Genomic DNA, 14,969 nt, shown 5'->3' with positions numbered 1-14,969 from the left:
GATCGATTCGGCTGCCCTCCCCGATGTGCGAACTGCTCAGTATCAGTTGTCTGATCCCTCTTCGTTCTCGTCTTCGTCGGTGACCGGAGCCAGCGAGAGCTTGCCCCGGTCGTCGATCTTCGTGATCTCGACCTGGACCTTCTGGCCCACTCCGACGACGTCCTCGACGTCCTCGACGCGCTTGCCGTCATTGAGCTTCCGCAGCTCGGAGATGTGCAGCAGACCGTCCTTGCCCGGGGTCAGGGAGACGAATGCGCCGAAGCTCATCGTCTTGACCACGGTGCCCAGGTAACGTTCGCCGACCTCGGGAACCTGCGGATTCGCGATCGCGTTGATCATCGAACGGGCGGCCTCGGCGGCCGGTCCGTCGGTGGCACCGATGAGGACGGTTCCGTCGTCTTCGATGCTGATGTCCGCGCCGGTGTCCTCCTGAATCTGGTTGATCATCTTGCCCTTGGGCCCGATGACCTCACCGATCTTGTCGACGGGGATGTTCACGGAGATGATCCGCGGTGCCGTCGGTGCCATCTCGGCCGGGGTGTCGATGGCCTCAGCGATGACGTCGAGGATGACCATGCGGGCTTCGCGGGCCTGCTTGAGCGCGGCACCGAGCACCGAGGCGGGAAGGCCGTCGAGCTTGGTGTCGAGCTGGATCGCGGTGATGAAGTCACGCGTACCGGCGACTTTGAAGTCCATGTCGCCGAAGGCGTCTTCGGCACCGAGGATGTCGGTCAGAGCCGCGTAAGCGGTCTGCTCGCCCTGATCGGTGGAGATGACGTCGGAGACGAGACCCATAGCGATGCCGGCGACGGGCGCCTGCAGCGGCACACCGGCCGAGAGCATGGCCAGCGTCGAGGCGCAGACCGAGCCCATCGAGGTCGAACCGTTCGAGCCGAGAGCCTCGGAGACCTCGCGGATCGCGTACGGGAAGTCCTCGCGCTTGGGCAGAACGGGCACGAGTGCGCGTTCGGCGAGAGCACCGTGGCCGATCTCGCGGCGCTTCGGGCTGCCCACACGACCGGTCTCACCGACCGAGTAGGGCGGGAAGTTGTAGTGGTGCATGTAGCGCTTCGTCGTCTCGGGTGAGAGCGAGTCGATGGTCTGCTCGAGCTTGAGCATGTTGAGCGTGGTGACACCCAGGATCTGGGTCTCGCCGCGTTCGAAGATGGCCGAACCGTGCACGCGCGGGATCACGTTCGTTTCGGCGGTGAGCGGACGGATGTCCTTGAGCCCACGACCGTCGATGCGGACCTGCTCGGTCAGGATGCGCTTGCGCACGACCTGCTTGGTCAGCGCGTTGAGAGCGTTCGCGATCTCCTTCTCACGGCCTTCGAAGCGCTCACCGAGCTTCTCGAAGAGCTCGTCGAGGAGGACGGCGCCTGCGGCTTCGCGCTCCTGCTTGTCAGCGATCTTGAAGTTCTCGGCCTGCTTCGCCTCGGCGAGTTCCCTGACGGCCTCGAAGACGTCGTCCTCGTAGTCGCGGAAGACGGGGAACTCGACGGTCGGCTTCGCGGCACGATCGGCGAGTTCGGACTGCGCACGGCAGAGCTCGGCGATGAACGGCTTCGCAGCTTCGAGACCTTCGGACACGACCTCCTCGGTGGGGGCCTGAGCGCCGGTCTTGATCTTGTCGATGGCGTTGTCGGTGGCTTCGGCCTCGACCATCATGATGGCGACGTCATCACCGACCACGCGACCGGCGACGACCATGTTGAACACGGCGTCCTCGAGCTGCGAGTAGTTCGGGAACGCGACCCACTGGCCGTCGATGAGCGCGATGCGCACACCGCCGATGGGGCCGGAGAACGGCAGACCCGAGAGCTGGGTCGACATCGATGCGGCGTTGATGGCCAGGGCGTCGTAGATGTGGTCGGGGTTGACCGACATCACGGTGACGACGACCTGGACCTCGTTGCGCAGGCCCTTGACGAAGGACGGGCGCAGCGGGCGGTCGATGAGGCGGCAGGTGAGGATCGCGTCGGTCGAGGGGCGTCCCTCGCGACGGAAGAACGAGCCGGGGATGCGGCCCGCGGCGTACATGCGCTCTTCGACGTCGACGGTCAGGGGGAAGAAGTCGAAGCCCTCACGGGGGTTCTTTCCGGCCGAGGTGGCCGAGAACAGCATGGTGTCGTCGTCGAGGTAGGCGACAGCGGAGCCGGCGGCCTGCTTGGCCAGCCGACCGGTTTCGAAGCGAATGGTGTGTTTGCCGAAGCTGCCGTTGTCGATATGGGCAACGGCGGATTCAGGGTTGAGTCCCACGTAGTCTCCTAGTTTGTGCCGGTGCGCGGCGGTCATCTTCAGACCTGCGGTGCACGAAGGAGGTCCCTCGACGCGATGAGGCAGCGCTCTGCATTGCGCAGTGCGAGACCCCGCGCCCTTCCGGCGGAATATTGGCAGTGGACGATGCATGGATCCACGCCGGTCATCGATCGGGGCCCACGGAACCGGTGCCGGCAGCCGCTTGCATCTGCAAGCCGGTGTCGGCGCGCATTCCTCCGGAGGCCACTACCGAAGACCGAAACGTCCATGGCATGTGCGTCCACGCATGAGTCTACCGCAGAAGCACGAAAGCGCCCCACCGAGAGGTGGGACGCTTCCGAGCAGCTATCGACGGTGATCGGGCGGTGCCGATCAGTCGACTCGAATCAGCGGCGCAGGCCGAGGCGCTTGATGAGCGAACGGTAACGCTCGATGTCGACCTTCGCCAGGTACTTGAGCATGCGACGACGCTGGCCGACGAGGAGCAGCAGGCCACGACGCGAGTGGTGGTCATGCTTGTGATCCTTGAAGTGCTCGGTCAGGTCGGTGATCCGGCGGGTCAGCAGTGCAACCTGAACCTCGGGAGAACCGGTGTCGCCCTCGTGAGTTGCATATTCCTTGATGATCTCTTGCTTCACAGCGGTATCGAGAGCCATGGAGTTCTCCTTCGTGTCGTTGCGCGGCGCAGGGACCGGAAGTCTCTGCACTATGGGACCGCGGCCGGTGAAAACGGCAGAGATCAGCTTATCAGGTGTGCAGGACTTCGCGCACATCGGCGATGTCTTCATGCATCTGCACGATGAGGTCATCCAGCCCGGTGAACGCGACCTGCCCGCGGATGCGGGAGACGAATTCGAGAGTCATCTCACGGTCATAGACGTCGAATTCTCCGAATTCCTTGTCGAGCACGTACGCCTCGACGCGTCGGACCTGCCCTTGGAAGGTCGGATTCGTACCCACGGAGATCGCGGCCGGGTACGACTGATCCTCACCGGAGAACGTCGCCCATCCGGCGTAGACGCCGTCGGCGGGAACGAGCCCGTCGGGATTCTCGGACAGGTTCGCCGTCGGGAATCCGAGGTCGCGGCCACGGGCATCGCCGTGGACGACGGTGCCGTGGAGTGCGTGGTAGCGCCCGAGCTGATCAGCCGCCTCGGCGACATCACCGGCGGTGAGCTGCTCGCGGACCCGGGAGGACGAATACCGTCCCCCGCGCCCGACCTCATCGATCGTCTCGGTCCGGAACCCGAATTTCTCGCCGAGGCGGCACAGAGTTTCGATCGTGCCTTCATTGTCCTTGCCGAAGCGGACATCGTCGCCGACGACGACGATCTTCGCCCGCAGGGCTTCGACGAAGTATCTGCGCACGAACTCCTCGGCCGACTGTGCGGCGAAGTCGAGGTCGTAGGGCTGGATGAGGAGGCCGTCGATTCCGGTGGCGGCGATGAGATCGGCGCGCTGCCGAGTCGAGGTGATCATCACGGTCGGTTCCTCGGGGCGGTGGACCGTGCGCGGGTGCGGGTCGAAGGTCATCGCGATCGAGCGCAGGCCCTCCTGCCTGGCCAGGCCGGCGACAGTAGTCAGCACCGTCTGGTGCCCGCGGTGCACGCCGTCGAAGTTGCCGAGGGTGACGACGGTGCCGATAGCATCGACCTCGACTTCACCGAGTCCGTGATACAGCTCCACCAGACATTCGCTCCTTCCGTGCACCGATTCAGATTATCGCAGAGATCTTCTGCCTCCTAACCGGCACCTCGCCGAGCCAGGAGGACCGGGGAGGACTCGGTCAGGCCACGATCGCCCAGCCGATGACACCGAGGAGGGAGGCCAGGGCGATCGAGACGAACGTGCCGATGATGAACCGCTCACCCGCAGCCGCCGAGGACTTGATCTCCGCGAAGCGTCCGAGCCCTTTGACCGCAATGACCACGGCCATGAGCTCGGGGCGACCGAGCACGATCGCTCCGGCGATGAGAGCGCGTTCGACGATGCCGATCCACAGCCCTCCGCGCAGGACTTCAATGTCCTCGGCTCCCGTCCGTTCGGGTTTGGCCCCCGGGCCCTTGTGGGTCAGGCGGAGGAAGAGCGGAACGAGGGGCCAGCCGATGAGGGCCGCGACGAGCGCGGCCGCAACGGCAACGAGCACTTCAGTCCACACGTGCGGTTCCTTCCGACTGAGTGACGCGGTGGCGGGAAAGGTGGTATTGAGCCAGATGCTCGGCACCGGCGACGATGTCGGCGGGGCCGGCTGCCAGCACGCGGGAGACGGCCTGCTGTGAGACGTCGAACTCTGCGGCGATCTCGGCCTGAGTGGCATCGGGATTGTCGAGCCGGAGGCCGACGTAGCCCCGGGAGTGACTGCGCAGCTCGGACAGTGTGCTGACGAGGAGGCGCAGGGCCGCCTCCGCCAGACCACGGTGCTCTCCGTCCGAGTCGGCACTCACAACGAGGTGGGCGGGGGCGGATTTGGCCGCCTCGACCGCCTGCCGGGCTGCATAGAAGGCCGCTCCCCTGCCCTCAGTGGTCGACTCCGGCAGGGGCCTTTCGACTTCACCGATCCCGATGCCGATATGCCAGTCGGAGTCGATGGCGATTCGGCGCACCGCCTCGGCGACGGCATCGGGAGCATCCAGGACTCCCTGGACCTCGTCACCGATGGTGCGGGCGAAGGGAACGACCGTGTCGATCGGAGTCAAGACGTCGAGGATCCGCGGCACCGCGTCGGCGGTCGACCGCGAATCCTGCTGGTCGATGGTCAGGACGAACATAGGACAAGTAGACCAGATGACAGAGCAAGATACAAGAGTTTAAGTTGTAATCGACTGATACAACTGATTTCGTTGTCCTTCTGCCGGCGATTGGCGCCGGCTCAGGCGAGGTCGATGGCGAAGGCCGTCAGCGACTTCAAGCCACCGCTCCGACGCACTTCCGCCACGGAGACGAGCTCATCGTCACAGACCACGGCGACTTCTCGGTTCTCCGTATCAGCGGCGACGGTGTCGGTGCTCGGGTCCGAGCTGCCGAAATCGGTACGCGGGTCGGCACGCCAGTCGCCGGCGGCAACGGTCTTGCCCTGCATGAGCGCTTTGGCCCGATCGGCATCGACGGTGACGACGGGCAGAAGGGTGCGGGCCGCCTCGGCGAGTGAGATGAGGGTGGGTGCGGGAACATCGAGATCTTCGGGAAGTGTCACAGCCTGGTCGATGTGGAAATCGCCGACGCGAGTCCGCCTGAGCGCGGTGAGGTGGCCGAAGATGCCGAGGTCGGTGCCGATGTCGCGAGCCAGGGCGCGAACGTACGTCCCGGACGAGCAGTCGACCTCAACATCGACATCGATATGACCCTCTTCTGCAGCGAAGCGGATGTCGATGATCTCGAAGGCCGAGACCTCGACGCGGCGAGCCTTGAGTTCGACATCCTCACCGGCGCGGACGCGGGCATAGGAGCGCTTGCCGTCGACCTTGATCGCCGAGACGGCGCTCGGCACCTGGTCGATGGGTCCGCGCAGCTTGGCCACAGCGGCCTGGACGGCCGCAGCGTCGATCCGAGCGAGATCGGTCGGGTCGGCGAAGCGATCGGGTTCGGAGTCGGCGTCATCCGTCGGGGTCGACGACCCCAGACGGATGGTGGCGAAATAGGTCTTCGAGACCCCTGTGATATAGGTCAGCAACTTGGTGCCGCGGCCGAGGCCGAGCACGAGGACGCCCGTGGCCATCGGGTCGAGAGTGCCGGCGTGGCCGACCTTCTTCGTCCCGAACCAGCGGCGGATGCGGGAGACCACGCCGTGGGAGCTCAGTCCCTGCGACTTGTCGCAGACTAGGACGCCTTGTGGGGAAGAGTCGCTCACTGGGTCAGACGATCAGTTGAAGGACGCGTGCACGTGGTCGAAGTGGTTGGCGGTCGCGGACCCGCGATCCTCCATGCCCTTCCACCCCTGTCCGGGCATCCAGATGCGCTGCTTCCAGATGACGTACTTGACGTTCAGCGCGCCCTGGTTCTGGATGAGGTAATCGGCGATGCGGTCGCCGGTGGAGCCGGTGATCATGATATCGACGGCTTCACCGGTGTTGTGATCCGAACCGGTGCCGGGGCGACGTCCGCCGAAGGTCTTGACCTCGGGGAACTTCGCGCAGACAGCACGGTAGCCGTTGACGGCGTTCGGCAGCAGACCGGATTCGATCGAGGAGGAGACGCTGCACGGCGGAGCCGAAGTGTCCGAGGAGGTGCCTTCGCCTTCGCCGGATGACTTCTCGTCGCTGGACTTCTCGTCGGAGGACGAATCATCGCTCGCCTCCGAGGTTGAGGACTCGGCGGTCGGACTGGGCTTCGGCGGAGCCTTGACCTCGAGGTCGGTCTTCGAGGTCTTGTTCTTGTACTTCGGGTCGTCCTTGACCTTCTCCAGGTACTCTTCGCCGGCCTTCTTGCGTTCGGCGTCGAGCTCCTTCTGGCTCACGGACGAGGAAGTGGTCGACTCCTCGGGAGTCGTCGTTGCGGCTTCGGTCGTGACGTTGCCGGACTCGGGCGGTCCCATGACAACGGTCGAACCGACGACAGCGGCGGTCGCGGCCGCCGGAACGGCGATCGCGGCGACGACAGGACGCTGCTTGACGGTCGCCAGCACGGAAGTCGCCGAGGACGGCGCATTCGCTGCGCGTCGGCCAGCGGGGCGCTTGCCGGGAGTCAGGTCCCGGATCAGCTGCTTCGCGAACGACGGCTTCGGTGAGGAGTGCTTACCCAATGCAGAATTCCCTTAACAGAGTCGTAATCATTTCGTTACCGCAAAAAGTCTACGACATCTCGGAAAGATAACAAAACTGTTACGAGAACTTTTTTTTCTGACGTGACGAAGCTCAGATCGGGCCTCAATTCGCCGATCGGCCGTTCTCCCCCGGTGACCAGGTGCGAAGCCGGGATCGGCCAGATGGGACGATCAGTCCTCGTCGGCGGCGTCGTTCTTCTTGTACGGGTCGGATTCACCTGCATGCTGTGCGTTCTCGGCCAACCCGGCCACACGAGCGTCGTCGGCGGCGGCCTGAGCGAGCAGTCCGTCCAGACGGGCGGCCGCCTCGGGGACGGCATCGGCGATGAATTCGAGACTCGGGGTCAGACGGATCGTCAGTCCCTTGCCGACCTCCGAGCGGATGAAGCCCTTGGCCGATTCGAGGGCATGACCGGTGCCGACGAGATCCTGGTCATCGCCGTAGACGGTGTAGAAGATGGTGGCGTGCTGCAGATCGCCGGTCACACGCACATCGGTGACGGTGACGAAGCCGAGGCGGGGATCCTTGAGCTTGCGCTCGATGGTGCTGGCGACGATGACCTTGATCTGGTCGGCGATCTTGCGGGCCCGTGTCGAGTCTGCCATGGTGCGTGTCCTTCTGTTTCGGGGCCGAAGCTTCTCTCCGGCCCTATATTAGCTGTGGAATCGAACCGGCTCCGGCCGGTCCCCATCTCCTGGGGCCGACCGGAGCCTCCGACTCACGGTATGAGTCCCACCCCCGCCCTCGTCTGCGCTGCTGCGCTGAAGATTCATCGGGGGCGACTCTCTCCGCGACCGATCAGTCGCGCGGCTTCTCCTGCATCTCGAAGGTCTCGATGATGTCGCCGACGCGCAGGTCATTGAACTTGCCGAGTCCGATACCGCACTCGTAGCCTTCGCGGACCTCGGTCGCATCGTCCTTGAACCGACGCAGCGATTCGATGTGGACGTTGTCGCCGATGACGATTCCGTCGCGGGTGACGCGAGCGGTCGAGTTCCGCTTGATGAGGCCGTCGCGGACGATCGAGCCGGCGATGTTGCCGAACTTCGACGAACGGAAGACCTCGCGGATCTCCGCCGTACCGGTCTGGACCTCTTCGTACTCGGGCTTGAGCATGCCCTTGAGCGAGGACTCGATATCGTCGATCGCCTGGTAGATGACCGAGTAGTAGCGGACGTCGACGCCTTCGCGGTCGGCCAGGTCGCGAGCCTTCGCTTCCGGACGGACGTTGAAGCCGAGGACGATCGCGTTGTCGACCGTGGCCAGGTTGATGTCGTTCTCCGTGATCGCACCGACGCCGCGGTGGATGATGCGCAGGTCGACGTCGTCGCCCACATCGATCTTGAGCAGCGAATCCTCGAGTGCTTCGACAGCACCGGAGACATCGCCCTTGAGGATGAGGTTGAGCATGTCGACCTTGCCCTCAGCCAGAGCCTTCGTGAAGTCTTCGAGGCTGATGCGCTTGCGGCCGCGGGCCTGAGCGGCGTTGCGCTCGATGGCGTCACGCTTCTCAGCGATCTGGCGAGCCGTGCGATCGTCATCGGTGGAGATGAACGAATCACCGGCGCGCGGCACGGACGACAGACCGAGGACCTGCACGGGACGTGAGGGTCCTGCCTCCTCGACGACGTTGCCGTTCTCATCGAACATCGCACGCACACGTCCGTAGGCGGTGCCGCAGACTATGGCGTCGCCCTGACGCAGGGTGCCGGACTCGACGAGGACGGTGGCAACCGCACCGCGACCCTTGTCGAGCTTGGCTTCGATCGCGATGCCGCGAGCGGACTTGTCGGGGTTCGCTCGCAGGTCCAGAGCCGCATCGGTCGTCAGCAGAACGGATTCGAGCAGCTGGTCGATGCCCTCGCGCTTGAGCGCGGAGATCGGCACGAACATGGTCTCGCCGCCGTATTCTTCGGCCACGAGGTTGTATTCGGTCAGCTGCTGCATGACCTTGGCGGGGTTGGCGCCTTCCTTGTCGATCTTGTTCACAGCCACGACGATCGGCACATCGGCCGCCTGAGCGTGGTTGAGAGCTTCGATCGTCTGCGGCATGACGCCGTCGTCGGCGGCGACCACGAGGATCGCGAGGTCCGTCGACTTCGCACCACGGGCACGCATGGCGGTGAACGCCTCGTGACCGGGGGTATCGAGGAAGGTGAGCTTGCGATCCTGGCCCTCGTGGTCGACCTCGACCTGGTAGGCACCGATGTGCTGAGTGATTCCGCCGGCCTCGCGGGAAGCGACATTGGCCGAACGGATCGCATCGAGCAGCTTGGTCTTACCGTGATCGACGTGCCCCATGACGGTGATGACCGGCGGACGTGCCTGCAGGTCCTCGTCGTCCTCTTCCGCGGCTTCGGCATCGAGGTCGATGTCGAAGGTCTCCAGCAGCTCACGGTCTTCGTCTTCGGGCGAGACGATCTCGATCTTGTAGCCGAGCTCTTCGCCGAGGACCTCGAAGGTCGCCTCGTCGAGGGACTGGGTGATCGTGGCCATCTCACCGAGGTGGAAGAGCACGGTCACGAGGTTCGTCGGATCGGTGTTGATCTTCTCGGCGAAATCGGCCAGCGAGGAGCCGCGACGCAGACGCAGCGGCGTATTGCCGTCTCCGCGCGGAACGGTGACGCCGCCGACCGACGGAGCCTGCATCTGCTCGAGCTCTGCGCGCTTCGCCCGCTTCGACTTGCGTCCCTTCTGACGCGGACCGCCGCCGCGGCCGAATGCACCCTGCGTGCTTCCGCGACCGCGACCTGAACCGCGACCACCGGGACCGCCGCCGGGTCCACGACGAGGACCGCCTGGACCGCCGCCCGGTGCACCGGGTGCGCCGCCGGGGGCATTTCCGCGTCCGCCGCCGCGACCGCGGCCGGGAGCGGGCTTGTTCAGTGCCGAGTTCTTCAGCATCGACGGGTTGGGGCGAGGTGCGCCCGGGCGAGGTGCCGGACGGGGACCGCCCGAGGAATCCTCACCAGCGCCGCGCGGCTTCTGACCGGGCTTCGGCATTCCCTGCGAGGGTGCGAACGGGTTGTTGCCGGGGCGTCCGCCCTGGCCACCCTGGCTGCCCTGACCACCCTGACCGCCGGAACGACCGCCGGGCTTGGGTCCGCGGCCAGGCTTCGGCATTCCCTGCGAGGAGGCGAAGGGGTTGTTGCCGGGGCGTCCGCCCCCACGGCCACCGGGCTTGGCCGCGCCCGGCTTGGGTGCTCCCGGCTTCGGGGCTCCGGGCTTCGGGGCGCCGGGCTTCGGCGCGGCGGACGGCTTCGGGGCGCCGGGCTTCGGCGCCGAGGATGCAGTCGGCTTCGCTTCGGCAGCAGGCTTCGCTTCGGCTGCGGGAGCCTCGGTCGGTTCCGCGGCCTTCGGAGCGGCCGGTTTGGCGCCGGGCTTCGGCGCGGACTTCGCGGCGGGTTTGGGTGCGGGCTTCGCACCGGGCTTGGGGGCTCCGGGCTTCGCGGCCGGCTTGGCGGCCTTCTTCGCGCCACTGGACTTCTCACCACCAGCGGGAGCAGAATCGGCGAATGCCTCCTTCACGCGGCGCACGACGGGCGCTTCGAGCGTCGAAGAGGCGGAGCGAACGAATTCGCCCATGTCCTGGAGCTTTTCGAGGACGTTCTTACTTGTTGTGCCGAGCTCTTTCGCGAGCTCATGGACACGGGGCTTTGCCACAGTTCTCCTGTCCGGGTTCTTTCCCGGTCAGGAAAGAACCTCATCAATGAAGAGCAGTACTCATTTCACTGCTCTCTCGAATTCCGTTTGGGTGTCATCGTGCGACACTCACAACTTGTCATCCATTCGGCTACCCGTTCTGTATGGGTTCGGTATCTATCCTCGGGAGATCCGAGGCGGTGATCTTCGTTCGAAAGGATCGAGCGAAGGCGGCAGTGGTCAGGGCCTTGTTCAGGCACTTCACATCAGGGTGCACCCACGCACCACGTCCCGGCAGTGTCGCTGACACATCGTGGACGACGGCGGGGTGCTGGTCGGGGCGGAACACGAAGCGTGTCAGCTCGTCCCGACCGGCCTTCTGCCTACAGGCGATGCACGTCCTTTCGGGTCCATCACCAACATTCACAATCAATGATTCTACAGTACCGGCACCCCGCGCGCGCCAAGGGGGCCAGTGGTGCGAATCACTGCATGAGGCTACTCGCCTGCGACGATGTCGATCTTCCAACCGGTGAGCTTCGCCGCCAGGCGGGCGTTCTGCCCTTCCTTGCCGATGGCCAGGGAGAGCTGGTCGGTGGGGACGACGGCACGTGATTCCTGAGCAGCGGCATCAAGGATCTCCACGCTCTTGGCCTTGGCCGGCGACAGCGCGTGGGCGATGAATTTCGCGGGGTCGTCGGAGTAGTCGACGATGTCGATCTTCTCCTGGCCGAGTTCGTTCATCACCGCGCGTACGCGCGAGCCGAGTTCGCCGATGCACGATCCCTTCGCGTTCACACCCGGCTTCGTAGCGCGCACGGCGAGTTTCGTGCGGTGGCCGGCCTCGCGGGCCAGCGACACGATCTCGACGGTGCCGTCGGCGATCTCCGGGGCCTCATGGGCGAAGAGCCTGCGCACGAGGTTCGGGTGGGTGCGTGAGACGGTGACCGAGGTGCCCTTCGCACCCTTGTGCACATCGGCGATGTAGACGCGCAGGCGGGTGCCGTGGGCGTAGGTCTCGCCGGGGACCTGTTCGTGCGGCGGCAGCACGGCTTCGACGTCTCCGATGTCGACCTGGACCATCTGCGGGTCCCGACCCTGCTGGATGATGCCGGAGACGATCTCGCCCTCACGGCCTTTGAACGTCCCGAGCAGGGATTCGTCTTCGACATCGCGCAGCCGCTGGTGGATGACCTGACGGGCGGTCTGGGCGGCGATGCGGCCGAAGCCGGTGGGGGTGTCGTCGAATTCGCCGATCGGATTGTCGTCATTGTCGAACTCCACGGCGAGGATGCGCACCTCACCGGTGGACTTGTCGAGTTCGGCACGGGCGTCTGGCCAGGCCCCTTCGGTCTTCTGGTAGGCGAGGAAGAGAGCCTGTTCGATGAGTTCGACGAGGGTTTCCAGCGGAATCTCACGCTCTCGTTCGATGACGCGCAGAACATTGAGGTCGATGTCCATGTTTTAGTCCTCTCCGGCTCAACCGAGCATTGAATTGTCTGTGTTCACTTATGCAGGCGTAACAGTCTATCCCAGTCTGCGCCTGCTCTGTGCCTGCGAAGGGGCCATCGCACCGCATGCAGAGCGTGAGGTGCGCCTCAGCGGAACTTCAGTTCCACCTGGGCCTTGCGGATCTCGCCGAGGTCGACCGTCTTCGTCTCCTTGCGCTGGGGGTCAGTTCCCGTGATCGAACTCTCCCCCACCTCGGCGAGGTCGAGCTTGAAGGTGTCCTTCTTCGTCGTGATCTCCAGGCGCCGGCCGATGACGCGTCGGAAGTGGCGTGGGGTCTCGAGCTTCCGGGTCGCGCCGGGGCTCGTGACCTCGAGCTGGTAGGGCCTGTCCCGGAAGATCTCGACCTCGTCGAGGGCGTCGCCGACGATCTTCGTTGATTCGGCGATCTTCTCCATCGACATCGGATCGGTGCTCGATTCGTCGAGGTCGACGACGACGGTGAGCGTGCGCCGAGGTCCGGCTGCTACCGCTTTGACGGTCTCGAGGTGGAATCCCGCATCCTGAAGGGGCGGGGAGAGCAGGCCCTTGATCCGCTCGACGTCTTCGTCCATTTCTCCTCCATATCTCTGGCCTCTCCCCTCGCCGAGGCGGGGCGAGGGGCCGGCGCACCGTGCACGTGTGCGACCGTCGTGTTCTCACCCACCCTAAGCGACAGCCGCCGTCGAGGTTAAGCCTTCGTGCCGGTTCGGCGGGGTTGTCGAGTCTCGTTCCGAGGTCGGTCTGGAGTCGAGCGCGCTGTCGGGCGGTGGTCGGTCTGCCGCCCCGGGGCTGTGACCGGCCATCCGATAGGATTGCCGTATGCGTTTTCCCGTCAGTCGCCGCAGCCTGCTCACTGCCGGCGTCGGCGGGCTGAGCATCGGCCTGCTCAGCGCCTGCGGCCTGCGCCTCGATGAGGATCCCGAGATCCCCACACTGGATTCGACCCAGCAGCTGCGCAATCGTCTGGCCCGCATCCTCGACTCCACCTCCACCGGCGTTGGAGACCCCGAAACCGCTGGTGAGGACCTCGCCGATTTCACTGCAGCGGTCGGACCGGTATGGAATCCGCCGAGTGAGTTCGCCACCGAGGCGCCCCCGACCGAGAAGGACCGCACGTTCGTCCAGGCTGCCGAAGTGGCCTCCCGTGCCGTCTTCGAAGCCTCGTCGTCCTTGGGCTCGGGTCTCATTCCCGTCCTGGCCGATGTGGCCACAGGTCTGGCCCTGGTCGCCGGGTCCAAGAAGCCGGAGATCATCACCACCGCCGAGGAACTCATCCGCGCCGGCCGTGAGGAACTCGATCAGACCGAGCCTGGGAAGCAGAAGAAAACTGAAGACAAGAGCGAGGCCGGCGACGAGAAGCGGACCGACCGCACCAAGACCTTCAACGCGGTCCTCAATCAGTCTCGGGCTGCAGCCTACGGCTATGAACGGCTCGCCGTGAATTTCCATTCGATGTCGCGCGAACGCAAGTCTGCTCTGGCTCGGCTCGAATCCTTGAGCGCTCTGTCCGGGGAGATGCTCGAATTCCTCGGCGAGGACGCGGCTGATCCGGCCGCCTCGGCGTGGAAGCTCGACCCCACCCCGACGGATGCGGAGTCGGCGAAGGATCTCGCGCTCTCTCTTGAGGACGGCATCGCCTCCGCACTTCTGCCCTGGTTGGACGCGGACGCCTCGGCGATTCTCAGGCTCTGGGAATCGGCCCGGACCCGTTCGGTCTTCGCCGCTGCGCAGCCGTTGCGTTTCACCTATGACGAACCCGGGCAGGCGGAGGTGCACGAGTGAAGGTTCCACCTGTTCTCCACCGTGCGACGCGCGAGATCATCGGCGAATATCGCACCGATTCGTGGGTTGCGGCGCTCGACTATATGGCCAATGAGGTCCTCGATCGGTGGAAGCTGCGCTTCGACGATGTGCCGGGGGCGCCGTGGGCGGGCTGCGAGTCCTTGGTGATTCCGGTGCTCACTCAGGAGAACTATCAGGGGGTGCTGCGGTTCGCCGCGCCCACCTCCGCGCATACGGCCGCGCATGCGCAGGCCCTGCGGGCGCTGAAGATGTGGAATGGGCACGGGGCGGTCCGGGTCATCCGGGATGATCGCAGCTTCCGGGTCACTCTGCAGGAACGCCTGCGCACGAAGGACAATCTGTCCGTGCTTCCTCTGTCCGATGTCCCGCCGGTTTGGGGTGCCCTGCAGCGGTCCTTGGAGATTCCGGCGACCTCGGAGTTCCTGCGGGTCCAGGATGTCGTGGCCGGGTGGCTGAACTCGTTCGATGCTGATGCCGCGCTGCTGACCGGGTGGTCGGAGGCCGGGCCGCACGATTCCCTGCTGCTGTCGTTCGCCCGCAATTGGATGCAGACCCTGGCCTCGTCGGATGAGCATTGGCTCATCCATGCCGATCTGCACTACTACAACATCCTCGCCGGCAATCCGGATCCGACGGGCATCTCGACGTGGAAGGCCATCGACCCGCAGCCCTTGGCCGGCCCGACTGCGTACACCTTGGCCCCGATCCTGTGGAACCGCCTGGCCGAGATCCCCTCGGATCATCCGCAGGCGCAGGCGGCGTGGCTGCGCGGCTTCGCCACGGATCTGGCGCTGTGTGCCGGGGTCGATCCGCAGTACGGGATGGGTGCGACCGTGGCCCGGGAGATCACGAACATGTTCTGGTACCTGCGCGCGGCCTCCGGCGGTTCGACCTCGGGCTTGGCTGATGCCGCCCGTTCCCTGTGGGTGGCCCGTGCGCTGTCCGGTGCCGACGTCGCCGGGGTCAACGCTCACGCCCTCAAACCCATCGGCTGACCCCTCTTACTACCTGACA

General features: G+C 65.3%; 14 protein-coding genes. 2 read left to right on the top strand and 12 right to left on the bottom strand.

All coding sequences use genetic code 11. The features are described from left to right. Positions 1-42: 42 nt before the first annotated feature. The 12 genes from BLU88_RS08605 to BLU88_RS08550 all read right to left on the bottom strand — a co-directional run bounded on the left by BLU88_RS08605 (position 43) and on the right by BLU88_RS08550 (position 12,724). Positions 43-2,259, bottom strand: a complete 2,217-nt coding sequence (locus BLU88_RS08605) for a polyribonucleotide nucleotidyltransferase (RefSeq protein ID WP_092012488.1) — start codon at positions 2,257-2,259, stop codon at positions 43-45. 386 nt (positions 2,260-2,645) lie between these two features. Then, positions 2,646-2,915 (bottom strand): 30S ribosomal protein S15, encoded by a 270-nt coding sequence (gene rpsO / locus BLU88_RS08600; protein WP_039210907.1) that lies wholly within the window; start codon positions 2,913-2,915, stop codon positions 2,646-2,648. A 91-nt stretch (positions 2,916-3,006) separates the two neighbouring features. Next, positions 3,007-3,945, bottom strand: coding sequence for a bifunctional riboflavin kinase/FAD synthetase (locus BLU88_RS08595; protein WP_092012485.1), 939 nt, complete (start codon positions 3,943-3,945; stop codon positions 3,007-3,009). Between the two features lie 100 nt (positions 3,946-4,045). Then, positions 4,046-4,417, bottom strand: a complete 372-nt coding sequence (locus BLU88_RS08590) for a hypothetical protein (protein ID WP_092012482.1) — start codon at positions 4,415-4,417, stop codon at positions 4,046-4,048. After that, complete coding sequence (locus BLU88_RS08585) at positions 4,407-5,027, bottom strand: hypothetical protein (protein WP_092012479.1); 621 nt, start codon at positions 5,025-5,027, stop codon at positions 4,407-4,409. The genes BLU88_RS08590 and BLU88_RS08585 overlap by 11 nt, the downstream gene beginning before the upstream one ends. A 101-nt stretch (positions 5,028-5,128) precedes the next feature. After that, positions 5,129-6,106 (bottom strand): tRNA pseudouridine(55) synthase TruB, encoded by a 978-nt coding sequence (truB, locus tag BLU88_RS08580; protein ID WP_092012476.1) that lies wholly within the window; start codon positions 6,104-6,106, stop codon positions 5,129-5,131. Between the two features lie 12 nt (positions 6,107-6,118). Then, entirely contained in the window at positions 6,119-6,997 is an 879-nt protein-coding gene (locus tag BLU88_RS08575; RefSeq protein ID WP_092012474.1) for a ligand-binding protein SH3, read from the bottom strand. Between the two features lie 192 nt (positions 6,998-7,189). Further along, entirely contained in the window at positions 7,190-7,624 is a 435-nt protein-coding gene (rbfA, locus tag BLU88_RS08570; protein ID WP_092012470.1) for a 30S ribosome-binding factor RbfA, read from the bottom strand. A 193-nt stretch (positions 7,625-7,817) separates the two neighbouring features. After that, the gene (gene infB / locus BLU88_RS08565) at positions 7,818-10,682 is read right to left on the bottom strand and encodes a translation initiation factor IF-2 (protein ID WP_092012467.1); all 2,865 of its coding nucleotides are present in this window, start codon (positions 10,680-10,682) and stop codon (positions 7,818-7,820) included. Positions 10,683-10,812: 130 nt separating this feature from the next. Continuing rightward, positions 10,813-11,088 (bottom strand): YlxR family protein, encoded by a 276-nt coding sequence (locus BLU88_RS08560; protein ID WP_092012464.1) that lies wholly within the window; start codon positions 11,086-11,088, stop codon positions 10,813-10,815. 71 nt (positions 11,089-11,159) lie between these two features. After that, positions 11,160-12,122: a transcription termination factor NusA gene (gene nusA, locus BLU88_RS08555; protein WP_092012461.1), complete on the bottom strand. Its 963-nt coding sequence runs from the start codon at positions 12,120-12,122 to the stop codon at positions 11,160-11,162. Positions 12,123-12,259: 137 nt separating this feature from the next. Beyond that, a complete protein-coding gene (locus BLU88_RS08550; RefSeq protein WP_092012458.1) occupies positions 12,260-12,724 on the bottom strand; it encodes a ribosome maturation factor RimP in 465 nt (154 codons plus the stop codon). Positions 12,725-12,971: 247 nt separating this feature from the next. Between BLU88_RS08550 and BLU88_RS08545 the strand changes: the two genes are divergently transcribed. Together BLU88_RS08545 and BLU88_RS08540 are read left to right on the top strand one after the other, a co-directional pair. Beyond that, the gene (locus BLU88_RS08545) at positions 12,972-13,934 is read left to right on the top strand and encodes a hypothetical protein (RefSeq protein ID WP_092012455.1); all 963 of its coding nucleotides are present in this window, start codon (positions 12,972-12,974) and stop codon (positions 13,932-13,934) included. After that, a complete protein-coding gene (locus tag BLU88_RS08540; RefSeq protein ID WP_092012452.1) occupies positions 13,931-14,950 on the top strand; it encodes an aminoglycoside phosphotransferase family protein in 1,020 nt (339 codons plus the stop codon). The genes BLU88_RS08545 and BLU88_RS08540 overlap by 4 nt, the downstream gene beginning before the upstream one ends. The last annotated feature ends 19 nt before the right edge of the window (positions 14,951-14,969 follow it).

The sequence above is a fragment of the Brevibacterium siliguriense genome, assembly GCF_900105315.1.
GTDB classification, from domain to species: Bacteria; Actinomycetota; Actinomycetes; order Actinomycetales; family Brevibacteriaceae; genus Brevibacterium; species Brevibacterium siliguriense.
The sequence above is the reverse complement of the archived record's forward strand: the minus strand, read 5'-3'. Positions and strand labels throughout refer to the sequence as shown.